This window comes from Streptomyces sp. NBC_00299 (assembly GCF_036173045.1).
GTDB classification, from domain to species: Bacteria; Actinomycetota; Actinomycetes; order Streptomycetales; family Streptomycetaceae; genus Streptomyces; species Streptomyces machairae.
Window position 1 is genome coordinate 6,986,487 of the sequence record NZ_CP108039.1, and the last position, 24,291, is coordinate 7,010,777.

Annotated in this window: 19 protein-coding genes; 13 read left to right on the forward strand and 6 right to left on the reverse strand. The window is 70.8% G+C overall.

Annotated features, from left to right (window positions below; translation table 11 throughout):
• Window positions 1-11 precede the first annotated feature (11 nt).
• Window positions 12-2,096, reverse strand: coding sequence for a YhgE/Pip domain-containing protein (locus tag OHT51_RS31115; protein WP_328882224.1), 2,085 nt, complete (start codon window positions 2,094-2,096; stop codon window positions 12-14).
• Window positions 2,068-2,841 carry an ATP-binding cassette domain-containing protein gene (locus tag OHT51_RS31120; protein ID WP_328882225.1) on the reverse strand — a complete coding sequence of 258 codons (774 nt, stop codon included), beginning with the start codon at window positions 2,839-2,841 and terminating at the stop codon, window positions 2,068-2,070. The genes OHT51_RS31115 and OHT51_RS31120 overlap by 29 nt, the downstream gene beginning before the upstream one ends.
• A 169-nt stretch (window positions 2,842-3,010) precedes the next feature.
• Here OHT51_RS31120 and OHT51_RS31125 point away from each other — a divergent pair, with 169 nt between their 5' ends.
• The 3 genes from OHT51_RS31125 (at window position 3,011) to OHT51_RS31135 (ending at window position 5,317) form a co-directional block, all read left to right on the forward strand.
• The gene (locus OHT51_RS31125) at window positions 3,011-3,592 is read left to right on the forward strand and encodes an SAV_6107 family HEPN domain-containing protein (RefSeq protein WP_328882226.1); all 582 of its coding nucleotides are present in this window, start codon (window positions 3,011-3,013) and stop codon (window positions 3,590-3,592) included.
• A gap of 212 nt (window positions 3,593-3,804) precedes the next feature.
• The gene (locus OHT51_RS31130; protein WP_328882227.1) at window positions 3,805-4,632 is read left to right on the forward strand and encodes a class I SAM-dependent methyltransferase; all 828 of its coding nucleotides are present in this window, start codon (window positions 3,805-3,807) and stop codon (window positions 4,630-4,632) included.
• A gap of 292 nt (window positions 4,633-4,924) precedes the next feature.
• Window positions 4,925-5,317: a DUF3040 domain-containing protein gene (locus tag OHT51_RS31135; RefSeq protein WP_328882228.1), complete on the forward strand. Its 393-nt coding sequence runs from the start codon at window positions 4,925-4,927 to the stop codon at window positions 5,315-5,317.
• A gap of 147 nt (window positions 5,318-5,464) precedes the next feature.
• On the opposite strand, the gene OHT51_RS31140 is transcribed toward OHT51_RS31135, so the two are convergent.
• The 4 genes from OHT51_RS31140 to OHT51_RS31155 all read right to left on the reverse strand — a co-directional run bounded on the left by OHT51_RS31140 (window position 5,465) and on the right by OHT51_RS31155 (window position 11,103).
• Window positions 5,465-7,849, reverse strand: a complete 2,385-nt coding sequence (locus OHT51_RS31140; RefSeq protein WP_328882229.1) for a transglutaminase TgpA family protein — start codon at window positions 7,847-7,849, stop codon at window positions 5,465-5,467.
• Window positions 7,846-9,219, reverse strand: coding sequence for a DUF58 domain-containing protein (locus tag OHT51_RS31145; protein WP_328882230.1), 1,374 nt, complete (start codon window positions 9,217-9,219; stop codon window positions 7,846-7,848). Before OHT51_RS31145 ends, OHT51_RS31140 begins: the two co-directional genes overlap by 4 nt.
• Window positions 9,216-10,259: an AAA family ATPase gene (locus OHT51_RS31150; RefSeq protein ID WP_328882231.1), complete on the reverse strand. Its 1,044-nt coding sequence runs from the start codon at window positions 10,257-10,259 to the stop codon at window positions 9,216-9,218. The genes OHT51_RS31145 and OHT51_RS31150 overlap by 4 nt, the downstream gene beginning before the upstream one ends.
• A 232-nt stretch (window positions 10,260-10,491) precedes the next feature.
• Window positions 10,492-11,103, reverse strand: a complete 612-nt coding sequence (locus OHT51_RS31155) for a beta-class carbonic anhydrase (protein ID WP_443052609.1) — start codon at window positions 11,101-11,103, stop codon at window positions 10,492-10,494.
• Between the two features lie 377 nt (window positions 11,104-11,480).
• Here OHT51_RS31155 and rsmH point away from each other — a divergent pair, with 377 nt between their 5' ends.
• The 10 genes from rsmH (at window position 11,481) to OHT51_RS31205 (ending at window position 24,077) form a co-directional block, all read left to right on the forward strand.
• Window positions 11,481-12,437, forward strand: coding sequence for a 16S rRNA (cytosine(1402)-N(4))-methyltransferase RsmH (rsmH, locus tag OHT51_RS31160; RefSeq protein ID WP_328882233.1), 957 nt, complete (start codon window positions 11,481-11,483; stop codon window positions 12,435-12,437).
• Between the two features lie 90 nt (window positions 12,438-12,527).
• A complete protein-coding gene (locus tag OHT51_RS31165; RefSeq protein ID WP_328882234.1) occupies window positions 12,528-13,121 on the forward strand; it encodes a septum formation initiator family protein in 594 nt (197 codons plus the stop codon).
• 5 nt (window positions 13,122-13,126) lie between these two features.
• Window positions 13,127-15,088 carry a peptidoglycan D,D-transpeptidase FtsI family protein gene (locus tag OHT51_RS31170; protein ID WP_443052610.1) on the forward strand — a complete coding sequence of 654 codons (1,962 nt, stop codon included), beginning with the start codon at window positions 13,127-13,129 and terminating at the stop codon, window positions 15,086-15,088.
• A gap of 183 nt (window positions 15,089-15,271) precedes the next feature.
• Entirely contained in the window at window positions 15,272-16,798 is a 1,527-nt protein-coding gene (locus OHT51_RS31175) for a UDP-N-acetylmuramoyl-L-alanyl-D-glutamate--2,6-diaminopimelate ligase (RefSeq protein ID WP_328882236.1), read from the forward strand.
• A 4-nt stretch (window positions 16,799-16,802) separates the two neighbouring features.
• Window positions 16,803-18,218, forward strand: coding sequence for a UDP-N-acetylmuramoyl-tripeptide--D-alanyl-D-alanine ligase (locus OHT51_RS31180; protein ID WP_328882237.1), 1,416 nt, complete (start codon window positions 16,803-16,805; stop codon window positions 18,216-18,218).
• Window positions 18,215-19,288, forward strand: coding sequence for a phospho-N-acetylmuramoyl-pentapeptide-transferase (mraY, locus tag OHT51_RS31185; protein ID WP_328882238.1), 1,074 nt, complete (start codon window positions 18,215-18,217; stop codon window positions 19,286-19,288). Before OHT51_RS31180 ends, mraY begins: the two co-directional genes overlap by 4 nt.
• A complete protein-coding gene (gene murD, locus OHT51_RS31190; RefSeq protein WP_328882239.1) occupies window positions 19,270-20,694 on the forward strand; it encodes a UDP-N-acetylmuramoyl-L-alanine--D-glutamate ligase in 1,425 nt (474 codons plus the stop codon). Before mraY ends, murD begins: the two co-directional genes overlap by 19 nt.
• 102 nt (window positions 20,695-20,796) lie before the next feature.
• Window positions 20,797-22,158, forward strand: a complete 1,362-nt coding sequence (gene ftsW, locus OHT51_RS31195; protein WP_328882240.1) for a putative lipid II flippase FtsW — start codon at window positions 20,797-20,799, stop codon at window positions 22,156-22,158.
• Window positions 22,159-22,164: 6 nt separating this feature from the next.
• Entirely contained in the window at window positions 22,165-23,259 is a 1,095-nt protein-coding gene (gene murG, locus OHT51_RS31200; RefSeq protein WP_328882241.1) for an undecaprenyldiphospho-muramoylpentapeptide beta-N-acetylglucosaminyltransferase, read from the forward strand.
• A gap of 23 nt (window positions 23,260-23,282) precedes the next feature.
• Window positions 23,283-24,077, forward strand: a complete 795-nt coding sequence (locus OHT51_RS31205; protein WP_328882242.1) for a cell division protein FtsQ/DivIB — start codon at window positions 23,283-23,285, stop codon at window positions 24,075-24,077.
• Window positions 24,078-24,291: the final 214 nt, after the last annotated feature.

Genomic DNA, 24,291 nt, shown 5'->3' on the forward strand with positions numbered 1-24,291 from the left:
GCCGCGCGCTCTCACAGGGTCAGCTCCGGGTGCAGCCGGTCGAGCGTCCACACCTGCCGGCGACGGGCCGACAGGGCGGTCAGCGCGAGGGCGCCCGCGGTGAAGGCGACGAGCACCACGCACGCCTGCCACACCGGTTCAAGCCCGCCGCCCGTGATGAGCCTCCTGAGCGCCTCCACGACGTAGCTCATCGGCAGGAAGGGGTGCAGCGCGTTGAAGAAGCCCGGGCTGGTCTGCACGGGATAGGTGCCGCCCGCGGACGTCAACTGCAGCATCAGGAAGGCCAGGACGAGAATCCGGCCCGCCGCGCCGAAGCGCGCGTTCAGCCACTGCACGATCGCCGCGAAGCATGCCGTCACGAGGAACAGGAAGCCCACCGTCCCGGCCGCCCGCACCATCTGCAGCCCGACGGCCCAGTGCAGCACCGACATCAGGGCCACCGTCTGCAGCGCCCCGATCGCCACCACGGGCAGCCAGCCGGCCAGCGCGATCCGCCACGCCGAGGTGCCCGCGGCGAGCGCGCGCCGGTTCATCGGCGTGATCACCATGTACGCCACCATCGCGCCCACCCACAGGGACAGCGGGATGAAGTACGGGGCGAATCCGGTGCCGTAGTTGGGCGCCTTGTGCATGTCCCGGGAGACGAGCTGGACCGGGTCGGACATGACCTCGGTGCGCTGTTCGCGGGCCTTCTTGTCGTAGTCGGGGATCTTCTCGGCACCGTCGTGCAGTCCGTCCGAGAGCTTCCCGGAGCCGTCGACGAGCTTGTAGATGCCGCCGTTGAGGTCGACCGCGCCGGACTTGAGCTCGCCCACGCCGCTGTCCAGGTCCACCGCGCCGGACTTGGCCGAGCCGAGGCCCGAGTGCAGCTTCTTGGCGCCCGCGGCGACCTTGCCCGCCCCCTGGTTCAGCTTGTTGATCCTCGCGACGGCGTCGTCGAGGTCCTCGGAGAGGCGGGGCGCGCGGTCGGCGAGCGCCTGGGACTGCTTCTGGAGGGTGGCGAGGTGCTTGTCGAGCTTCTTCAGGTCGCCGTTCTGGTCGGCGATCAGCGTGTTGAGGTCGTCGGCGATCACCGCCACGTCCGCGGCCGACTGCTTCGCCTTCTTCAGGTCGGAGCAGGCCGGGTCGGGTAGGACAGGGTCCTCACAGCGCGCCTGGTGGATGAGATTCAGCGCGTCGGACGCCGTATGGGCCCGCTTGGCGGCGCCTGGAGCGCGCTCCACCAGGTCGTCGAGGTTGTTGCGGAGCGCACCGGAGGTGTCGGCGACCAGCTGGGCGGTGTCCCCGATGGTCTTCTCGTTGTCCTTCAGGAACGGCCCGATCTTCTTGTCGACCCCGTTGACCCTGTCGGCCAGCGTCTGCGTCCCCTCCGCGACCCGCCTGGAGCCGTCCTCCAGATCGCCCGCGCCGGTGTTGAGCTTCTTCAGGCCCGTGGACAGCTTGCCGCTGCCCTTCTTGGCGTCCTTCAGCCCGTCGGCGAGGTCCTTGGAGCCCTTCTCCGCCTTCCCGATGCCGCCTTCGAGCTTGTCGGCGCCGTTCGCGGCCTTGACCGTCTTGCCGTGGATGTCGGAGAACGAGACGAAGATCTTGTCCAGGAACGACCGCGACGCCTTCGTCGACGCGGCCTCACGCACCTCGCTGAAGACGGTCCGCGAGATCTGCCCGACGATGTAGTTGTTCGCGTCGTTCGTACGCACCTGGAGAGCGCCCGTCTCCGGGGAGTCGCCCGAACTGGAGGCGATCCGCTCACTGAAGTCGTCCGGCATGGTCAGCGACAGGTAGTAGGTGCCGTTCTCCACGCCCTTCTGGGCCTCGGCGGCACTCACCTCCCGCCAGTCGAACACGTCGCTCTCACGCAGCCCCTTGGTGATGTCGTCGCCGGCGGCGAGCTTCTTGCCCTCGACGCTCGCCCCCTTGTCGTCGTTCACGAGCGCCACGGGAATGCGGTCCAGACGGCCGTACGGGTCCCAGAACGACCACAGGTACAGAGCGCCGTACAGCAGGGGCAGCACCAGCAGCGCGACCAGGGCGGCACGCGGCAGCTTCCCCCGGCCGAAGCGCCGGAGTTCAAGCGCGGCCAGCCTCGGCGAGCGCATCGGCGGCCTCCTTTCCGTCGGTTTCCTCGGGCTCGGGGGCCTCGTCGGCCGCCTGGGTCGACACCTTGACCGTCCCGTCGGGGGCCTCGCTGCACACCGCCACGACCGTGGTCCCGGCCTCGGCGATCGACTTCAACAGCGCCCAGGCCTCGGCCCGTTCGGCGTCCGAGAGCTTGAGGTCGGTGTCGTCGACACCGAGCACGTGCGGGCGCGCGATGAGGGCCAGCGCGACGGACAGCCGCAGCGCCTCCAGTCGCTCCAGATCCCGTACGGCCGTACGCGGGCCCTTGGGCAGGGTGTCCAGGTCGAACCCCGCCGCCGTCAGCGCGGCGTCGATCCGCTGCCGCTCCTCGGTCCCGCGCTCGCCACGGTGCCGCAGCAGCCCGCGCAACGAGTCACCGAACCGCCGCTGCAGCAGCGCCCGTTCGCGGAGGTGCTCGGCGACGGTCAGGGCCGGGTCCAGGTCGGTCACGCCCGGGACATGGGCCAGGGCGCTGACGCGCCGTACCGCCGCCATCCGCTTGGGCACTTCGGCCCCGTCCACGGTGGCGGACCCCTCGGTGGGCTTCATCCGCCCGGTGAGCGCGAGCAACAGACACGTACGGCCCGTGCCGGACGGTCCCTCGATCGTGATCAGCGAGCCGGCCCCCGCCTCGAAGGAGACCCCGCGGAACGTCCATCCGCGGGGCCCTTCGAGGCCGAGACCTCGGGCCGTGACGCCGGTCGCGGCCACGGTTCCCCCCATCCCTGCCCCCTCTTCATTTGAACTGACTGGTCAGTGCAAAAGTTAGCCCGAACTCTCGATCGAAGCAAAATCCCAGGTCAGAACGGATTGTCAGTGGCATACCTCACGATGGGCACATACGGCATCCCGTATCAGGGCGTGCCGTCACACTGACGACAGGAGGTTCGTCATGGCCAGCTATCACGCAGCAGCCGCCCGCCGGCGCCGCGCCACCGGCCCTGCCCCCTCACTGACCGGCCCGGCGAGCGACGTGCACCCCGTCCTCCGCCGGACCACGGCCCCGCCCGCCGCCCTCGACCTGCTCGCCCAGGCCCGTGCCGGACTGGACGAAACCGCCGTCCTGGAAACGCCGAACGAGCGCTACGCCACAGCCCACCTCGCCGCCCTGCGCATCGCCGCCGCCGTGCTCGCCGCGCGGGGGCGCCCGGAGCCAAGTCCCAGGCGCCGGGCCCGCATCAGGAGCGCATGGGAAGTGCTCCCCGAGATCGCACCCGAACTCACCGAGTGGAGCGCGCTGTTCGCCTCCGGCGCCCGGCGCCGCGCCCGGGCCGAGGCGGGCATCCAGGGCGCGGCCAGCCGCCGGGACGCCGACGACCTGATACGCGACGTGGCGATGTTCCTGCGCCTCGTCGAGCGGATGCTGGTGCTCCAGCCGGTCCTGCCCCAGCCACGGCCGGACATGGACGGGACGGACGGGGAGGAGGCTGACGGCTCCCGTCACGCGCGGGACGACATGCCGGACGCGGGCTGAGGGAGGTTCCGTGGATCGGGGGGCCGTACCGGCCGCCTTGCCGGGGCTCCGGCGTCGGCGTCACGCGGTACCGCGATGGCCGGGTGGGCCGTCGGAGGCAATAGGGTGGAGGGCGCCTGAAGCCTTCCACCCCCCGTGACCCCGGGCGGCCGGGAGGCAGCCCGTTCGCTCCGCCGTGCAGTCGGCGGCGCCGCGCCGAGGAGTCAATCGCCGTGTCGGACCCGATGCGCCCGCCCGTCTCCCCCCACCACTCTCAACGGACGTCGCTGCGCTCCGGCCCCTCTCAACCCCGCGCCTCCCTCCGTACCGCCGTGGTCTGGGAGGTCCTCCAGGACGCCCTGGACCGCCGGGTCAAGGCCACGGGGCGGCAGTCGCTGGACGTCCTGGACACCGGGGGCGGCAGCGGCAACTTCGCCGTGCCCCTCGCCCGCCTCGGCCACCGCGTCACCGTCGTCGACCCCAGCCCGAACGCGCTCTTCGCCCTGGAGCGGCGCGCCGCCGAGGCCGAGGTCGCCGACCGGGTGCAGGGCGTCCAGGGCGACGCCCACGGCCTCTTCGACGTGGTCGAGCGCGGCGGGTACGACGTCGTGCTGTGCCACGGCGTCCTGGAGTACGTCGACGACCCCGCCGAGGGCGTCCGCAACGCCGTGGCCGCCCTGCGCGCCGAGGGCGTCCTCAGCCTGCTCGCAGCCGGTCTGGGCGGCGCCGTGCTGGCGCGGGCCCTCGCCGGTCACTTCAAGGAGGCCAAGCAGGCCCTTGAGGACCCGGACGGCCGCTGGGGCCAGGGTGACCCCGTGCCGCGCCGTTTCACCGCCGAGCAGCTCACCGGGCTGGTCGAGGGTGCCGGCCTCCGGGTGGGTGCCGTGCACGGCGTACGGGTCTTCGCCGACTTGGTCCCGGGCGTGCTGGTGGACACCGAGCCGGGCGCTCTGGAGGCGCTGCTGAAGCTGGAGGAGGCCGCGGCAGAGCTGTCCGCCTTCCACTCCGTGGCCACGCAGCTCCACGTGCTGGGCGAGACGCGGGAGACCACCGAGGCCTGAGCCGCTTTCCCTGAGCGGACCCAGGGCGCGCGCCGTTGATCAGGGGCTTGGCTGCACATGGAGTACGCCACAGGCCCCCCGATCGGGCGCGCGGCGCCGTATGATCGAGGGAGACCGTTCCGGCATGACGTGTCGGCCGCTGGGGAATGCAGATCTCAGCGAGTCGGGACGCCCATGACGGAGCCCGGTTGGCCAATTGGCGTAGAGGGGCGGGTTTCACGGGGGCGATTCCCTGCCTATCCTGAAGGGACCCCCCGGGTCGCCCCGGCGACTGCACGATGAGGAGGACTCCGTGCCGCTCTCGGAGCACGAGCAGCGAATGCTCGAGCAGATGGAGCGAGCGCTGTACGCCGAAGATCCCAAGTTCGCGACAGCGCTTGAGGGAAGCGGGCTGCGTACGTACACCCGGCGACGGGTCTACCAGGCGGTCGCGGGCTTCCTCGTAGGTATCGCGCTCCTCATGGCTGGAATGGTCGCCAAGCAGGTGTGGCTGAGCGTGGTGGGCTTCCTCGTCATGCTGGGCTGTGCGGTACTCGCCGTCACCGGCTGGCGCAAGGCCCCCAAGCCGGGCGAACAGCCCGCGGGCGGCCAGCAGACACGCCGCCAGCCACGTCAGAAGCGCTCCATGATGGACCGTATCGAACAGCGCTGGCAGCGCCGCCGCGACGAACAGGGCGGCCATTAGCTCGACGAGCAGCTCCCGAACAGACGCAGGGGGTGACCACCGGTGGGTGGTCACCCCCTGACGTATGCCTACGCCCGGTGACGTGCGCCTGCGTCCGGCCGGGTGAGCCGGGGCCGGCCCCGGCTCACCCGGCCGTGGGCCGACCAGTCACCCCCGCTGACCCGGCGTTGAGGGCCTGCGCCACGTCGGGCGGGCCGCTGCGGCGCGCCGTTTGACGTTGGTCCACCAGTCCGACAGGGCCCAGGCGACCCGCGCGCTGGAGCGTGGGGCCAGACGGGCGCGCAAGTTCGTCGTCCAGGCGGACTTGGACTCGAGGTCCGACAGGACGCCGCGGACGTCCTCCGCGAGGCCGGCCGGCGGGCGCGGCGTGGGGGCGTACAGGACCTGCTCCACCGCGTCGGCCACCCGGTGCACCGAGGCCGCGGCCGGTGGGTCGAGATGGCCCAGGCGAACGATGCGGGCGGCGGTCTTCCGGGGGGTCTGGGAGTCGTCCGGCGAAATGCCGAAGTCCCAGGCGGTGTCGGTGAGTTCCTGCCAGACCGCCAGGGTGTGGAGCGACACGTCCGCCTCGGTGCGACCGTGCCCTCCCAGTCTGACCGCTCTTGTCCGCAGCCGCCACAGCATCGGCGCCAAGGGGATCAGCAGCGCCGCGGCGCCTCCGAGGGCCCACGCCAGGATGACGTACCACTTCGGGCCGTCGTCGTCCGTGACGAGCGCGGCCTCCGGGGACTCGCTCGCGCACAGATCCGGGTTCTGCCCCGCGCAGCTCTCGCTCGTCGAGGGGGAGGCCGAGGGCCCCGTGCTGGTCGACTGCGAGGGCCGCGCCACGTCAGGGAGTGTCGAGCCGGTCGTGTCCGGCTGGGTGTACGACGGCACCGAACCACGGGTCGGCGTCGGCTCGAAGCGGGTCCAGCCCACGCCCTCGAAGTACAGCTCCGGCCAGGCGTGCGCGTCCTTCAGCCCCACCGAGACGGAGTTGTCTCCCTGCGGGGTTCCGGGCGCGAAGCCCACCGCCACCCGTGCCGGTATGTCCAGCGAGCGGGCCATTGCCGCCATCGCGAAGGAGAAGTGGACGCAGAAGCCCTGCTTGTCCTTCAGGAAGCGGGCGATCGCCTGCCGTCCGCTGCCCACCTTGACGTCCGTGTCGTACTGGAAGCCGCCCGTGATGGCGAAGTAATCCTGGAGCTTGACGGCCTGCTCGTAGGGGTTGGCCGCCCCCTCGGTGACCTCGCGCGCGGTCCGGGCGACCACCGTGGGCAGAGTGTCGGGCAGCTCGGTGAACTCGCGCTTCAGGGCCGCGGGCGGCTCCGGCGCGTCCGCGAGCTGCTTCGCCGTCGGCTGCACGTCGAGGCTGCGCACGGTGTACGTCGCCCCGCGTGTGGTCTGGCGGCGGTCGCCCACGACCGTCATGCCCAGCGGTTCGTACCGCCAGTTGCCCGCGATGTCCACGCCGCTGGGCGGGTACGGCATCGGCAGCCAGTTCTGCGCGTACCAGTCCGCGGCCGAGATGGTCGTCTCGACCTGTGAGCGCTGGACGTCCGGGCCGAGGCCGAAGGGCGTGGGGAACTCGTTCGGCACGGCCTGGATGTTGCGCTTGGCCGGCTGCCACGTGGTGCCGTCGAAGTCGTCCAGGGAGACGATCCGCAGGTACATGTTCGAGATGTCGGCCGTGTCGGTCTTCAGGGACAGGACCTCGCGGTCCTCGTCCACGTTCAGACTGTCGCGCAGCGACACCAGTGGGTTCACCGCGGAGATCGTGCCGCCGCTCCCGCTGCCGGAGCCGACTCCCGTGCCTGCGGCGTCCAGCAGACCGCCGTTCATCGCGGGCAGGGCCAGCGGCACCGCCAGGGCGATGCCCAGCGCGACCACGCCGATGCGCCGCCCGGTACGGACCGGCGCCAGCGCGCCGGTCGGCTCCCCGCCCGGCGTCCGCGGTGCCCCGCCGAAGACCCGGCCCCACTGCGAGAGCCGGTCGCGCCCCTCGGCCAGGAGCAGCATCAGATAGCCCGCGGCGGCGACGAGGAACCACAGCCAGTCCGACCCGCCCTCGGACAGCCCTGCGGCGACGGAGTACAGCGCCAGCAGCGGCAGCCCGGCCGGGGCGGCGCTGCGGAACGTCACCGCCAGGGTGTCCACCGCCAGGCCGATGATCAGGACACCGCCGATGAGCATCAGCCGGATGCCGTCCGACAGCGGCGCCGGGATCGAGTACCGACTGACGTCGTCCGCGCCCGTCTGCAGCAGCTCGCCGAAGTGGGCGAACGCCTCCGGCCCCGGGATCACTCCGATGATCGCCTGCTGGTTGGCGAAGGTCAGGGTCAGCAGCATCAGGGCGACGAGGGCCTGCGCCGCCACCGTCAGGGGCCGGGCCAGCGGCACCCGCCGGGTCGCCATGCCCACGCCCGTCTGGATCGCCAGCAGGAAGACCGCCTGCAACAGCCAGGTGACCGGGGAGACCAGGGGCAGCAGGGCACAGGCCGCCATCAGTGTGGCCGCCGCGGCGCTCAGCGCCATCCGTGTCCGTCCGCTCATACCCGTCCCCCCTCGCCAAACGCGCCGCTGATGGCGGCGGCGTCCGTGCGCGCACGGTCCGCATGGCGCCACAGCTCGTCCAGCGAAGCTCCCCGCGGCACGCTCAGGGCCGTCCAGCCCGCCTCCCGCAGCATCCGCAGCCGCTCCTCGCCCCTGTCCAACGCGCCGGGTACATCGGTGGGTTCCCGCCCCCATGACCCGCTGTCCAGCACGAAGGCCACCGCGCCCCCGCTGCGCTGCCGCATCTTGGCGGCCACCGCCGCCTGCTCCTCGTCGAGGTCCCCGAAGAAGGCGACCAGCAGCCCTTCGTTGCCGCCGCGCATGACGTCGTACGCCCGCGACAGACCCGTACCGTCCGAGTGGTCGATCACCGCGAGGGTGTCCATCATCAGCCCGGCCGCGTCGGCGGACTCCTGGCTCGCGCCCGCGAACCCGTCGGCGCCCTCGGCGGGCACCGAGCTGCCGGTGTCCGTCAGGAGCCGGACGGAGAAGCCCCGTTCGAGCATGTGGACCAGCACGGACGCCGTGCCCGACACGGCCCACTCGAAGGCAGAGTCGGGGCCCGCGCCCTGGAAGGCCGGGCCCCGGGTGTCCAGCAGCACCGTGCACCGGGCGCGCTGCGGCTGCTCCTCGCGGCGCACCATCAGCTCGCCGTACCGGGCGGTGGAGCGCCAGTGGACGCGGCGCAGATCGTCGCCGTAGCGGTACCCGCGCGGGATCACGTCGTCCTCGCCGGCCAGCGCGAGCGAGCGCTGCCGCCCGTCGCCGTAGCCCTTCGCCTCCCCGCTGAAGCGCACCGACGGCAGCGGCTCCACGCGCGGGATGACCGTCAGGGTGTCGTGCGTCGAGAAGGAGCGGGTCAGCTCGCACATGCCGAACGGGTCGCTCAGGCGCAGCTGCAGTGGGCCCAGCGGATAGCGGCCGCGCAGGTCGGAGCGCACGCGGTAGGACACCTCGCGGCGGCCGCCCGCCTCCACCCGGTCCAGGACGAAGCGGGGGCGGGGTCCGAGGACGTACGGCACCCGGTCCTGGAGCATCAGCAGGCCCGTGGGCAGCCGGGAGACGTTGTCCATCCGCAGATGGACACGGGCCTCGCTGCCGGCGGGCACGCGCGCGGGGGAGAGCCTGCGGCTGCCCGCGACCCGGTAGCGCGTGCGGTACAGCACCGTCGCACAGACCAGCGGGAGCACCGCGAGGAGCAGCCCGACGCGCAGCAGGTCGCTCTGCCCGAGGACGTAGGAGCAGATGGCGGCCGCGATGCCGGCGGCCAGGAAGGAGCGGCCACGCGTGGTCAGACCGGCCAGTGCGGTGCGGATCCCGCTCTTCTCACCGCGGTCCGCCTCCGGCTGGCCGGTCCCACCGGAGGTCATCCGAGCCTCCGCGGCGGCTGCTGGCCGTACGTCGGAGTGCCCCGGCCGAGGCCTCCGAAGCCGGTCTGCTGCTGGGGCGCGGCGGGCACCGGGGTGCGCTGCATGATCTCCTGGACGACCTGCTCGGACGTACGCCGGTTCAGCTGGGCCTGTGCGGTGGGCAGCAGGCGGTGGGCCAGGACGGCCACGGCGAGGGCCTGCACGTCGTCCGGCAGCGCGTACTCCCGGCCGCTCAGGGCTGCTGACGCCTTCGCCGCGCGGAGCAGATGCAGCGTCGCGCGCGGCGAGGCGCCGAGTCTGAGGTCGGGGTGCGTGCGCGTGGCGGCGACCAGCTCCACCGCGTACCGCCGGACCGGCTCGGCCACGTGGACGCCGCGGACGGCGTCGATCAGCTTCACGATGTCGTGGGCGTGCGCCACCGGCTGCAGGTCCTCCAGCGGCGAGACACCGCCGTGCACGTCCAGCATCTGCAGCTCGGCCTCCACGCTGGGGTAGCCGACGGAGACGCGGGCCATGAAGCGGTCGCGCTGGGCCTCGGGCAGCGGGTAGGTGCCCTCCATCTCGACCGGGTTCTGCGTGGCCACCACCATGAAGGGGCTCGGCAGCTCGTAGGTCTGCCCGTCGATCGTGACCTGGCGCTCCTCCATGGACTCCAGCAGTGCGGACTGGGTCTTCGGCGAGGCACGGTTGATCTCGTCGCCGATCACGATCTGGGCGAAGATCGCGCCGGGCTTGAACTCGAAGTCCTTGCGCTGCTGGTCCCAGATGGACACACCGGTGATGTCGGACGGCAGCAGGTCGGGCGTGAACTGGATACGCCGGACCGAGCAGTCGATGGATCGCGCCAGCGCCTTGGCCAGCATGGTCTTGCCCACGCCGGGGACATCCTCGATCAGAAGATGTCCCTCGGCGAGCAGTACGGTCAGCGAAAGCCGTACGACCTCGGGCTTGCCCTCGATCACACCCTCCACCGAACTGCGGACACGCTCCGCAGTGGCGGTCAGATCAGTGAGGCTCGCTCGATCGTCATAGGTCGTCACCCGGCCCTCCTCGGCCCGTTCTTTCCGGGCCGACGCGATGCGGACCGGCCCACCCCTTGAACACGGACACCACGCGTGAAACGTTCCGCGTACTGCCACACTCGCATTCTTGCTGCCGTTACCGATTCGTGTCACTCGACTGTGGACAACTGTCCGCGATATGTCAGGGCTTAGGGCCTTTTGTGCGCTCCAGAGGCCGAATTGACAGCGAAACGACAGGCGCGGCAGAGGGTTACGCGGGGTCGATCTCGCGCAGCAGACCCGTCTTCACGTCGAAGACGAAGCCGCGTACGTCGTCGGTGTGCAGCAGGAACGGCGAGGTGCGCACGCGCTGCATCGACTGCCGCACGTCCTGGTCGACGTCGCGGAAGGACTCCACCGCCCAGGCGGGGCGCTGGCCGACCTCCAGCTCCAGCTCGGTGCGGAAGTCCTCGGTGAGGGACTCCAGGCCGCAGCCCGTGTGGTGGATCAGCACGATGCTGCGGGTGCCGAGCTTGCGCTGGCTGATGGTGAGCGAGCGGATCACGTCGTCGGTGACGACGCCCCCCGCGTTGCGGATGGTGTGGCAGTCGCCGAGCTCCAGGCCGAGCGCGGCGTGCAGGTCGAGACGGGCGTCCATGCAGGCGACGATGGCGACGTGGAGCACGGGCCGGGCGTCCATGCCCGGGTCGGTGAAGGCGGCGGCATAGCGCTCGTTTGCCTCGACGAGACGGTCGGTGACCGTGCCGCGGTCGGCTATCGCACCCTGGGGGCCAGTGGGAACCGATGCAGAAGTCGTCATACCCATGACGGTACTGGTCACGCCACGAACGGTCCCGTTGTGAGAGGGGACAAAGAACGCCATCGAGCCTTGTTGTGAGCTAACCCACAGGGGTGTCGTGAGTGCGCCCATACGAGCGAATCCGACCGCAGTGCGGCGTCGGCGGAACCCGAAGCGGCGACGCGCAGGCCGGTTGATTGACCGCGACACACGGTGGACTAAAGTGACGCGAAGCGGGAGGCGAGACTCCCTGCTGGACTGAATTCCCCGGAGACCCCGGCGACTTTCCGGAGATCTCCCCGCGTGCGCGGCGCGTACGTACGGCTCGGCCTCCTCCCGCTCCCGGTCGGCTGACGCTTCCGGCGCCGGCAGGCCTCCCCTTCACTGGGGGTCCCCCAGTTTGTCGGGGGAGGGCGGGGACCCGGCGGTGCGTGCACGTTCGCCGGATCTGAGAGGGCCCCTTGAGCCAGAGTCGACATGTCCCGGTGATGCTCCAGCGGTGCCTGGACCTGTTGGCCCCCGCGCTGCAGCGGCCGGGAGCCGTGGTCGTCGACTGCACGCTCGGGCTCGGCGGCCACAGTGAGGCTCTCCTCGAGCGGTTCCCCGAGGCCCGGCTCGTCGCGCTCGACCGGGACAAGGAGGCCCTGCGCCTGTCCGGCGAGCGGCTCGCACCGTACGGCGAGCGCGCCAACCTCGTGCACGCCGTCTACGACGAGCTGCCGGACGTTCTGGCCAGGCTCGGCATCGCGCGCGTGCAGGGCGTCCTGTTCGACCTCGGCGTCTCCTCCATGCAGCTCGACGAGGCCGACCGCGGCTTCGCCTACGCCCAGGACGCCCCCCTCGACATGCGTATGGACCAGACGAGCGGCATCAGCGCCGCCGAGGTCCTCAACACCTACCCGGCCGGCGAACTCGTACGGATCCTGCGGGCGTACGGCGAGGAGAAGCAGGCCAAGCGGATCGTGGCCGCCGTGGTGCGCGAGCGGGACAAGGAGCCGTTCACGAACAGCGCCCGGCTGGTGGAGCTCATCCGGGACGCGCTGCCGCAGGCCGCGAAGCGCACCGGCGGCAACCCGGCCAAGCGCACCTTCCAGGCGCTGCGCATCGAGGTCAACGGCGAGCTCTCCGTCCTGGAGCGGGCGATCCCGGCCGCCGTGGCGGCCCTCGGCGTCGGCGGGCGGATCGCCGTGCTGTCGTACCACTCGCTGGAGGACCGGCTGGTCAAGCAGGTGTTCGCGGCCGGCGCCGCCAACACCGCCCCGCCCGGGCTGCCGGTCGTCCCCGAGCAGTACCAGCCCCGGCTCAAGCTGCTGACGCGCGGTGCCGAACTTCCCACCGAGGACGAGGTCGCCGAGAACCGGCGCGCGGCACCGGCGCGCCTGCGGGGCGCCGAACGCATCAGGGAGTCCATCGAATGAGGGGCGCAACGCGGGGATGGGGGCGGGGACGGATGTCAGGGTCCAGAATTCAAACCCACGAGCGGGAGAACCGGACTCGGGGGAGGGTGAGTGAGTAGGAAACCCGAACTGAGGGGCCGGGCCGCCCGGCTGGCGCGGCTCTTCCCCACGGGGGTGGCGCATGCCGCCCGCGCCCCCTTCGTCCTCCTGGTCGTCCTCCTTCTCGGCGGCGGCCTCATCGGGCTCCTCGTGCTGAACTCCGCCCTCAGCGAGGGCGCGTTCAGACTCGACGACCTGCAGAAGGAGACGAAGTCCCTCACCGACGAGGAGCAGTCGCTCCAGCGGGACATCGACGCCTACTCCGCTCCCGAGGCCCTCCAGCGCCGCGCCCGCGAACTCGGCATGGTCCCCGGCGGGGACCCCGCCTTCCTCAACCCCGACGGCACCGTCAAGGGCGTCCCCAGCCCCGCGCCCGCCGGTCAGACCGCGGCGTACAGCACCCTCGTCCTTCCCCCCGAGGCCCTGGTCAGTGAGCCCGGGGTGCCCGCGGCGGCCAGTGCGACACCCACGACGTCGGCACCCGAGGCCACCCCCGCCGTGCCGCAGCCCGCGCCCTCGTACGCCGAACCCCAGGACGCGCCCTCCGCCCAGCAGCCCGCCCCGTCCGCCCAGTCCACCACCCCGTACTCGACCCCCGGTAGGTGACGGAAGTGTCCGACAGGGAACCGCCGCGCCGCCGCGTGCCCGGACCCGCGAAGCCCGCGCGCTCCGCAGGCGCCCAGCGACGCCCCGGCCCCGGCGCCCGCCCGGCCCGCCGCCCGGCACGCCCCCGTCCGCCGGTCACCGGCGTCATCCGACTCGGCAGCCCCCGCCCCCGGTTGCGTATGGTCGGCCTGGCCCTCACCCTCGTCCTGATCGCCTTCGTCGTACGGCTCCTCCAGGTGCAGGGCGTCGACGCGAGCACCTACGCCGCCAAGGCCGAGAAGAACCGGTATGTCGGCTACACCCTGGCCGCCGAGCGCGGCGGCATCACCGACCGCAACGGCGTGGCCCTGGCGGCCAGCGTGGACGCGTACGACATCACGGCCGACCCCACCCTGTTCGCCCCAGAGCAGCTGAAGATCGACGACGGCCCCGAGCAGGCGGCCGCGCTCCTCGCGCCGATCCTCGGCCAGGAGCCGGAGAAGATCGTCCACAAGCTGCGGCCCGCGAACAAGAACCTGCGCTACACCCTGCTGGCGAGCCGTCAGACCCCCCAGGTCTGGAAGCAGATCAAGGACCTGAAGACCGCGCTGGCCACCAAGTCCGAGAGCGACAAGAGCACCGTCAACGTCCTCGCGGGCGTCCTGTCGGTCGCCAGCAGCAAGCGCGTGTACCCGAACGGCGACCTCGCCGCCGGGATACTGGGCTGGGTCAACTCCGACGGCAAGGGCGGCGGCGGTGTCGAGCAGCAGCTGAACAAGCAGCTGTCCGGCAAGGACGGCGAGATCCGTTACGCCCAGTCCGGCGGCCGGCAGGTCCCCACCGTGGGTTCCACCGAGACGCCCGCCGTGCCCGGCAGTGACGTCGAGCTCACCATCGACCGCGACATCCAGTGGGCGGCGCAGAACGCGATCACCAAGCAGGTGCAGGAGTCCAAGGCGGACCGTGGCTATGTGATCGTCCAGGACACCCGCACCGGCGAGATCCTCGCCATGGCCAACTCGCCCGGCTTCGACCCGAACGACCTCTCCGAGGCCAGCAGCGCGAACATGGGCAACGCGGCCCTCCAGGACGCCTTCGAGCCCGGCTCCACCGCGAAGGTCATGTCGATGGCCGCCGTACTGGAGGAGGGCGTGGCCACGCCCGGCACGCACGTCATCGTGCCCAACCGGCTGCACCGCGGCGACCGGCTCTTCAAGGACGACATCGACCACGACACCTGGTACCTCACGCTCAACGGCGTGCTCGCCAAGTCCAGCAACATCGGCACCATCCTCGCCACCGGCCAGCTCGGCAAGACCCAGCCGCAGTCCAACAAGGTCCTCTACGACTACCTGCGCAAGTTCGGCCTCGGCAGCTACACCGGGCTCGGCTTCCCCGGCGAGACCCCGGGCATCCTCGCCGCCCCGGACAAGTGGTCGACCTCGCAGCAGTACACGATTCCTTTCGGCCAGGGCGTGTCCATCAACGCGATGCAGGCGGCCTCCGTCTACTCGACCATCGCCAACGGCGGCGTACGCGTCGAACCCAGCATCGTGCGCGGCACCAAGGGCCCCGACGGGCAGTTCACGTCCGCCAAGGCACCCAAGAAGACCAGGGTCATCAGCGCGAAGACGGCGAAGACCCTCGCGCAGATGCTGGAGTCGGTCGTGGACGACAGGGAGGGCACCGGCACCAAGGCGCGTATCCCCGGCTACCGGGTCGCGGGCAAGACGGGTACGGCGAACCGAGTGGATCCGGCCACCGGCAAGTACCGCGGCTACACGTCGTCGTTCGCCGGATTCGCGCCCGCCGACAAGCCCCGGATCACGGTCTACTGCGCCATCCAGAACGCCACCCAGGGCAACTACTTCGGCGGTCAGATCTGCGGACCCATCTACAAGCAGGTCATGGAGTTCGCCCTGAAGACCCTCCAGGTCCCGCCGACCGGGGCCAAGGCCGCGAAGCTCCCGGTCTCCTACCGGCCCTGACCACCACCCCGACCACTCTGATCAGCACCGAGCAGCCAGGAACCACTCGTGACGACGATCACTCCCGACTCCGGGAACCAGGGCGCCCCCCGCCCCTCACTTCGCTCCCAGGCGGGTACGCCCGGTACGCTCACCGCCGTGCCACACGCTGATCAGTCCCAAACCACCCAGAAGGGGCAACCCGTGACGTATCCGGGGCCGCCCAGGCCGGCGCAGGTCTCCGCCACACCCCTTGCGGAACTTGCCGATCAGCTGGATGCCACCGCGCCGGACCGCGCGGACGCCGTCGAGGTCACGGGCATCACCCATGACTCGCGCGCCGTGCGCCCCGGCGATCTGTACGCCGCCCTCCCGGGCGCCCGCCTGCACGGCGCCGACTTCGTGACGCAGGCCGCGAGCCTTGGCGCGGTCGCCGTGCTGACCGACCCGACCGGGGCCGAGCGCGTCGCCGCGACCGGCCTGCCGGCCCTGGTCGTCGAGAACCCGCGCGGGCAGATGGGTGAACTGGCGGCCACGATCTACGGCCACCCCGGCCGCGACCTCCTCCAGATCGGCATCACCGGCACCTCGGGCAAGACCACCACGGCGTATCTCGTCGAAGGCGCCCTCAAGACCACCCGTGCCACCGGACTCATCGGCACGGTCGAGATGCGCATCGGCGACGAGCGCATCAAGTCCGAGCGCACCACCCCCGAAGCCACCGACCTCCAGGCCCTGTTCGCCGTCATGCGCGAGCGTGGCGTCGAGGCGGTCGCCATGGAGGTCTCCAGCCACGCGCTGGTCCTCGGCCGGGTCGACGCCTGCGTCTTCGACATCGCCGTGTTCACCAACCTCAGCCCGGAGCACATGGAGTTCCACTCCGACATGGAGGACTACTTCCAGGCCAAGGCGCAGCTGTTCACCCCGAAACGCAGCAAACTCGGCGTCGTCAACCTCGATGACGAGTACGGCCGCAGGCTCATCAAGGAAGCCACGGTTCCGGTCGTCACGTTCTCCGCCGAGGGCCACCCGGACGCCGACTGGCGCGCCGACGACGTGGCGATCGGCCCCATGGACTCGACGTTCACCGTGATCGGCCCCCAGGGCGAGCGGATCGCCGCCAGATCGCCGATCGCCGGCCCCTTCAACGTGGCGAACACCCTCGCCGCCATCACCGCCCTGGCCGCCGCCGGCCTCGACGTACAGGCCGCCGCCGACGGCATCGCCGCCGTGCCGGGCGTGCCGGGCCGGCTGGAGCGGGTGGACGCCGGGCAGCCGTATCTCGCGGTCGTGGACTACGCCCACAAGACCGACGCCGTCGAATCGGTGCTCAAGGCGCTGCGCAAGGTCACCGAGGGCAGCCTGCACGTCGTGCTCGGCTGCGGCGGGGACCGCGACACGACCAAGCGCGAGCCGATGGGGGCCGCCGCCGCCCGGCTCGCCGACACCGCCGTACTGACCTCCGACAACCCCCGTTCCGAGGACCCCCTGGCGATCCTCGCAACCATGCTCCAGGGCGCGGCGTCCGTGCCGGTGCACGAGCGTGGCGAGGTCCAGGTCTTCGAGGACCGGGCCGCCGCGATCGCCGCGGCCGTGGCGCGCGCCGAGCCGGGCGACACCGTGCTGGTCGCGGGCAAGGGGCATGAGCAGGGCCAGGACATCGCCGGAGTGGTCCGTCCCTTCGACGACCGCCAGGTGCTTCGCGAAGCTATCCAGAAGACCCAGGGATGAACTTGTGATCGCCCTCTCTCTCGCCGAGATCGCAGAAGTCGTCGGCGGGCAGACGTACGACATACCGGATCCGTCCGTCCAGGTCACCGGATCCGTCGTCCGGGACTCCCGTGAAGTGGAGCCCGGCAGCCTCTTCGCCGCCTTCGTCGGCGAGCGCGTGGACGGCCACGACTACGCGTCGGCGGTCGTGGCGGCGGGTGCCGTCGCCGTCCTCGCCTCACGTCCCGTCGGGGTGCCCGCGATCGTCGTGGACGACGTCCAGAAGGCCATCGGCGCCCTCGCCCGTCATGTCGTACGACGGCTCGGCGCGACCCTCGTGGCCCTGACCGGCTCGGCCGGCAAGACCAGCACCAAGGACCTGATCGCCCAGGTTCTCCAGCGCAAGGCGCCGACCGTGTGGACGCCGGGCTCGTTCAACAACGAGATCGGGCTGCCGCTGACCGCGCTGAGCGCCACCGAGGAGACGAGGTTCCTCGTCCTGGAGATGGGCGCCCGCGGCATCGGCCACATCCGCTACCTCACCGGTCTGACGCCCCCGAAGATCGGCCTCGTGCTCAACGTCGGCACCGCCCACATCGGCGAGTTCGGCGGCCGCGAGCAGATCGCGCAGGCCAAGGGCGAGATCGTCGAGAACCTCCCGGCCGCGAGTGAGGGCGGCGCCGCCATCCTCAACGCGGACGACCCCCTCGTACGGGCCATGGCATCCCGTACGAAGGCGAAGGTGATCCTTTTCGGAGAGTCCGGCGAAGCGGACGTACGCGCCGAGAACGTGCGACTCACGGACAGCGGACAGCCCTCCTTCATGCTTCACACACCCTCCGGGTGCAGCGATGTGACCATGCGCCTGTACGGTGAGCACCACGTGTCGAACGCGCTCGCCGCGGCCGCCGTCGCCCATGAGCTGGGCATGTCCGCGGAAGAGATCGCCACCGCGCTCTCCGAGGCGGGCTCCCTCTCCCGCTGGCGGATGGAGGTCACCGAGCGCCCGGACGGCGTGACGGTCGTCAACGACGCCTACAACGCGAACCCCGAGTCCATGCGAGCCGCCCTGCGCGCGCTCGCGGCGATGGGCAAGGGGCGGCGGACCTGGGCGGTGCTCGGCAAGATGGCCGAGCTCGGGGACGAGGCGCTCGCCGAGCACGACGCGGTCGGACGGCTCGCCGTCCGGCTCAACGTCAGCAAGCTCGTCGCGGTCGGGGGCAGGGAAGCGTCCTGGCTGCAACTGGGCGCATATAACGAGGGTTCGTGGGGTGAGGAGTCGGTGCACGTGTCCGACGCACAGGCGGCGGTCGACCTGTTGCGCAGCGAGTTGCGCCCGGGGGACGTCGTGCTCGTGAAGGCGTCCCGTTCGATCGGTCTGGAGAGCATCGCCGAGGCGCTGCTCGCGGGCGGCACCGAGGGTGAGGTTGCCGCCCGATGATGAATCAGATCCTGTTCTCAGGAGTCATTGGCCTCTTCCTGACCCTGATCGGCACTCCGCTGCTGATCAAGCTGCTGGCCCGCAAGGGCTACGGCCAGTACATCCGGGACGACGGCCCGCGTGAGCACCACGCCAAGCGCGGTACGCCGACCATGGGTGGTATCGCCTTCATCCTGGCGACGATCGCCGCGTACTTCCTGTCCAAGCTGATCACCGGCAAGCCGCCGACGTTCTCCGGAATCCTGGTGATCGGTCTGATGGCCGGCATGGGCCTGGTCGGCTTCCTGGACGACTACATCAAGATCGTAAAGCGTCGTTCGCTGGGTCTGCGGGCCAAGGCCAAGATGGCCGGCCAGCTGTTCGGCGGTATCGCCTTCGCGGTGCTCTCGCTCCAGTTCGCGGACAACCGCGGCAACACCCCGGCGTCCACGAAGCTCTCCTTCGTGCAGGACTTCGGCTGGTCCATCGGCCCGGTGCTGTTCGTCGTCTGGGCGCTGTTCATGATCCTCGCCATGTCGAACGGCGTGAACCTGACGGATGGTCTGGACGGCCTCGCCACCGGCGCCTCCGTACTGGTCTTCGGCGCCTACACCTTCATCGGTGTGTGGCAGTTCCAGGAGTCCTGTGCCAACGCGCAGACCCTCAGCAACCCGGGTGCCTGTTACGAAGTGCGAGATCCACTCGACCTCGCCGTGGTCTCCTCGGCGCTGATGGGCGCCTGCCTCGGCTTCCTGTGGTGGAACACCTCGCCCGCCAAGATCTTCATGGGTGACACCGGTTCGCTGGCCCTCGGCGGCGCGCTCGCGGGTCTCGCCATCTGCTCGCGCACCGAGTTCCTGCTCGCCATCCTCGGCGGCCTGTTCGTGCTGATCACCATGTCGGTGGTCATCCAGGTCGGCTCCTTCCGCCTCACCGGCAAGCGCGTCTTCCGGATGGCGCCACTCCAGCACCACTTCGAACTCAAGGGCTGGTCCGAAGTCCTTGTGGTGGTCCGCTTCTGGATCATCCAGGGCATTTGTGTGATTGTCGGACTGGGCCTCTTCTACGCGGGATGGGCAGCGGACAAGTGACCGACTGGCAGGGGAAGAACGTCACCGTCGCGGGACTCGGCGTCTCCGGGATCCCGGCGGCCAAGGTGCTGCACGGCCTCGGCGCGAAGGTCACCGTCGTCAACGACGGCGACGACGCACGCGCGCGTGCCCAGGCCGCCGGCCTGGAGGCGCTCGGCATCGCCGTACGCCTCGGTGACGGAGACACCCTGCCCGAGGGCACCGAGCTGATCGTCACCGCGCCCGGCTGGAAGCCGGACAAGCCGCTGTTCGCGGCGGCTCAGGAAGCGGGCGTCCCGGTCTGGGGCGACGTCGAGCTCGCCTGGCGGCTGCGGGGCCCGGACGCCGCGCCCTGGCTCGCGGTCACCGGCACCAACGGCAAGACCACGACGGTCCAGATGCTCGCCTCCATCCTTGCTGCGGCAGGCCTGCGCACGGCCGCCGTGGGCAACATCGGCGTCTCGCTCCTCGACGCGGTGCTCGGCGAGGACCAGTACGACGTCCTGGCGGTGGAGTTGTCCAGCTACCAGCTGCACTGGGCGCCCTCCCTGCGCGCCCACTCCGCTGCCGTCCTGAACCTCGCCCCCGACCACCTCGACTGGCACGGCTCCATGGAGGCGTACGCCGCCGACAAGGGCCATATCTACGACGGCAATCGCGTCGCCTGTGTCTACAACGTCGCCGACAAGGCCACCGAGGACATGGTCCGCGAGGCCGACGTCGAGGAGGGCTGCCGGGCCATCGGCTTCACGCTGGGCACCCCGGCCCCCTCCCAACTCGGCATCGTGGAGGGCATCCTGGTCGACCGTGCCTTCGTCGAGGACCGGCACAAGAACGCCCAGGAGCTCGCCGAGGTCTCCGACGTGAACCCGCCGGCCCCGCACAACGTCGCCAACGCCCTTGCGGCGGCGGCCCTCGCCCGGGCCTACGGAGTGCCCCCCAAGGCCGTACGGGACGGCCTTCGGGCCTTCACTCCGGACGCCCACCGCATCGCGCATGTGGCGGACGTGGACGGGGTCGCGTACGTCGACGACTCCAAGGCCACCAACACCCACGCGGCGGAGGCCTCGTTGGCGGCGTACGAGTCCATCGTGTGGATCGCGGGCGGGCTCGCCAAGGGCGCCGTCTTCGAGGAGCTGGTCGCCAAGTCGGCAAAGCGACTGCGCGCGGCCGTGCTCATGGGCGCCGATCGCGGCCTGATCCGGGAAGCCCTGGCGCGACACGCGCCGGAAGTACCCGTCGTCGACCTCGACCGGACCGACACTGGGGCGATGCTCGCGGCAGTCCAGGAAGCCCGGCGACTCGCTGTTGCCGGAGACACGGTGCTCTTGGCACCTGCTTGTGCCTCGATGGACATGTTCGCCAACTACAACCAGCGCGGTGACGCGTTCGCGGAGGCGGTTCGCGAACTCGGCGCGGGCGCCTGACGCGGGTCTCGGCCACTGCGGGTGCTTCGGGACCCTTGGAGGGACGCGTGACTCGGATGTGGCCGGACGGTAGGTACCCCCACGGCGGGGCGGTGAGCGCCGATGCCCGGTAGCCGTACGGGACGGCCTCCCGTCCAGCGGGCCGTCCGGCGCCCCGTCGTTCCCCGGCCGTCGCACGACAACGGCGTACGACGGCTCTACGTCCGCCTGAACAGGGCGTGGGACCGGCCGCTGACCGCGTACTACCTGATCCTCGGCGGCAGCCTGCTGATCACCGTGCTCGGTCTGGTGATGGTCTACTCGGCCTCGCAGATCACCGCGCTGCAGATGTCGCTGCCCGGGTCGTACTTCTTCCGCAAGCAGCTGCTGGCCGCGGTGATCGGCACGGGGCTGCTGTTCGCCGCCTCGCGCATGCCCGTGAAGCTGCACCGGGCGCTGGCCTACCCGATCCTCGCCGGAGCCGTCTTCATGATGGCGCTGGTCCAGGTCCCCGGGATAGGAGTCGCGGTCAACGGCAACCAGAACTGGATCGCCCTCGGCGGCTCCTTCCAGATCCAGCCCAGCGAGTTCGGCAAGCTCGCGCTGGTGCTGTGGGGCGCGGACCTGATCGCCCGCAAGGAGGACCGGAAGCTGCTGGCGCAGTGGAAGCACATGCTGGTGCCGCTCGTGCCGGTCGCCTTCATGCTGCTCGGGCTGATCATGCTGGGCGGCGACATGGGTACGGCGATCATCCTGTCGGCGATCCTGTTCGGCCTGCTGTGGCTGGCGGGGGCGCCGACCCGGCTGTTCGTGGGGGTCCTGTCGGTCGCCGGCCTGATCGGGCTGGTCCTGATCAAGACCAGCGCGAACCGCATGGCCCGCCTGCAGTGCCTGGGCGCCACCGAGCCGCGCAGCGGAGCCGTCGACTGCTGGCAGGCCGTGCACGGCATCTATGCGCTGGCCTCTGGCGGAATCTTCGGCTCCGGGCTCGGTGCGAGTGTGGAGAAATGGGGCCAACTCCCCGAAGCCCACACCGACTTCATCTTCGCCGTCACCGGTGAGGAACTGGGCCTGGCGGGGACGCTGTCGGTGCTCGCCCTCTTCGCGGCTCTAGGCTATGCGGGTATCCGCGTGGCCGGACGCACGGAGGACCGCTTCGTGAGGTATGCCGCGGGAGGCGTGACGACCTGGATCACCGCGCAAGCCGTGATCAACATCGGTGCGGTGCTCGGCCTGCTGCCGATCGCCGGCGTCCCCCTTCCGCTGTTCTCGTACGGAGGGTCCGCCCTGCTGCCGACCATGTTCGCCATCGGGCTGCTGATCGCGTTCGCGCGCGACGAGCCCGCTGCGCGGGCAGCGCTTTCCGTGCGGCAACCCCGCTTTGGTAGAAAGCGTGCGGGAGGCGCCGGCTCCGGCCGGGCGCCTCGGAGATGGAACACGATGAGACGGCGTGCCTCGGCGGCGCGCTCGTCCGGAGAGCGGTGAATTTCGGTGCATGTCGTACTCGCCGGTGGGGGGACCGCCGGCCACATCGAGCCCGCGCTCGCCCTCGCGGACGCCCTGCGCAGGCAGGACCCGACCGTGGGGATCACGGCCCTGGGCACGGAGCGGGGGCTTGAGACCACACTCGTTCCACAGCGGGGCTACGAGCTCGCGCTGATCCCCGCCGTGCCGCTGCCCCGCAAGCCCACGCCCGAGCTGATCACCGTCCCGGGCCGGCTGCGCGGCACGATCAAGGCCACCGAGCAGATCCTGGAGCGCACCAAGGCGGACGCGGTCGTCGGCTTCGGCGGCTATGTCGCCCTGCCCGGATACCTCGCCGCCAAGCGCCTCGGGGTGCCGATCATCATCCACGAGGCCAACGCCCGCCCGGGCCTCGCCAACAAGATCGGCTCGCGCTACGCCGCCCAGGTCGCCGTCTCCACTCCGGACAGCAAGCTGCGCAACTCGCGCTACATCGGCATCCCGCTGCGCCGGACCATCGCCACCCTCGACCGCGCCGCGATGCGCCCGCAGGCCCGCGCCGCGTTCGGGCTCGACCCGAACCTGCCGACGCTGCTGGTCTCCGGTGGCTCGCAGGGCGCCCGCCGCCTCAACGAGGTCGTCCAGCAGGTCGCGCCCTGGCTCCAGCAGGCCGGAATCCAGATCCTGCACGCGGTCGGCCCGAAGAACGAACTGCCGCAAGTGCACCAGATGCCGGGAATGCCGCCTTACATCCCGGTAAGTTACCTGGACCGGATGGACCTCGCGTACGCTGCGGCCGACCTGATGCTCTGCCGTGCGGGTGCGATGACCGTCGCCGAACTCTCCGCCGTCGGACTCCCGGCCGCCTATGTCCCGCTGCCCATCGGCAACGGCGAACAGCGGCTGAACGCCCAGCCGGTGGTCAAGGCCGGCGGCGGACTGCTGGTCGACGACGCGGAACTGACGCCCGAGTGGGTGCAGCAGAACGTCCTGCCCGTGCTCGCCGACCCGCACCGGCTGTACGAGATGTCCCGCGCCGCAAGCGAGTTCGGCCGCCGGGACGCCGACGACCTGCTCGTCGGCATGGTGTACGAGGCGATCGCCTCGCACCGCCGCCAGTAACCGTATGACGGAGGGCAGGGAGCGTGGCCGGACCGACGACCGCCGAGCGCGGTGAACGCCAGCAGGAGTCGTCCGACCCGCCCCTCGCCCGGCGGTTGAGGGTGCGGAGACTTCGTACGATGATCATTCTTCTCGTCGTGCCCGTACTCCTCGGCGCAGGTTCCGTCTGGCTGCTGTACGGCTCCAAATGGCTGCGCGTGGAGCGCGTATCCGTCTCCGGGACCCGGGTGCTGACGCCCGCACAGGTCCTTGCGGCCGCCGACGTCCCCGTCGGGGCGCCGCTGATTTCCGTTGAGACCGATGTGATTGAGGCGCGGTTGCGCCAGAAATTGCCCCGAATTGACGTGGTTGAGGTGGACCGCTCCTGGCCCCGCGGAATCGGCCTCAAAGTGGCGGAGCGTACTCCGGTTCTGATTGTCCAAAAGGACGGAAAGTTCGTCGAAGTGGACAAGGAAGGCGTCCGATTCGCCACGGTTTCTGTGGCTCCGAAAGGCGTTCCCGCACTGGAATTGACGGTGTCTCGGTCGAGCTCCGCCGCCGCGAGTCTGCGCCGCTTCGGCGAGGCCCGTCTGATGCGGGAGGCGGTGCGCGTGGCCGACGCCCTGCCGGACGCCGTGGCGCGCGGTACCCAGGTCGTCAAGGTCCGTTCCTACGACGACATCTCACTCGTGTTGAGCGGCGGCACGACCGTCGCATGGGGGAGTGGCGAGAAGGGGGCCGCGAAGGCTCGCACACTCACCGCTCTCATGAAAGCCTCGCCGGATGCGCGGTACTTCGACGTCAGCGTTCCCACCGCCCCTGCGTCATCAGGGAGTTGACGCACATTCGCGCAGGCCAGCACCCTGGTTGGGCAGCGACATGGCTGATCACATAGGGTGAAAAGAAAAACGGGAGGTTCGGCGTGTTCGTTGAACGTGCGCCACTTGTCGACTTAGTGTCCTGTTCAGAAGACTTCAAGGAACAGACACACTGGTAACCCTAAACTTCAGGGTTAGGGTTCGGGTCGGCGCTACGGACCGTCCCATTCGGCAT

Bases quoted from the DNA above. Each gene is read 5' to 3' on its own strand.
- ftsW (WP_328882240.1), top strand. From the start codon at position 20,797: ATGCCCGGTAGCCGTACGGGACGGCCTCCCGTCCAGCGGGCCGTCCGG.
- OHT51_RS31115 (WP_328882224.1), bottom strand. From the start codon at position 2,096: ATGCGCTCGCCGAGGCTGGCCGCGCTTGAACTCCGGCGCTTCGGCCGG.
- OHT51_RS31145 (WP_328882230.1), bottom strand. From the start codon at position 9,219: ATGACCTCCGGTGGGACCGGCCAGCCGGAGGCGGACCGCGGTGAGAAG.
- mraY (WP_328882238.1), top strand. From the start codon at position 18,215: ATGATGAATCAGATCCTGTTCTCAGGAGTCATTGGCCTCTTCCTGACC.
- OHT51_RS31155 (WP_443052609.1), bottom strand. From the start codon at position 11,103: ATGGCGTTCTTTGTCCCCTCTCACAACGGGACCGTTCGTGGCGTGACC.
- OHT51_RS31125 (WP_328882226.1), top strand. From the start codon at position 3,011: ATGGCCAGCTATCACGCAGCAGCCGCCCGCCGGCGCCGCGCCACCGGC.
- OHT51_RS31140 (WP_328882229.1), bottom strand. From the start codon at position 7,849: ATGAGCGGACGGACACGGATGGCGCTGAGCGCCGCGGCGGCCACACTG.
- OHT51_RS31120 (WP_328882225.1), bottom strand. From the start codon at position 2,841: ATGGGGGGAACCGTGGCCGCGACCGGCGTCACGGCCCGAGGTCTCGGC.
- murD (WP_328882239.1), top strand. From the start codon at position 19,270: ATGGGCAGCGGACAAGTGACCGACTGGCAGGGGAAGAACGTCACCGTC.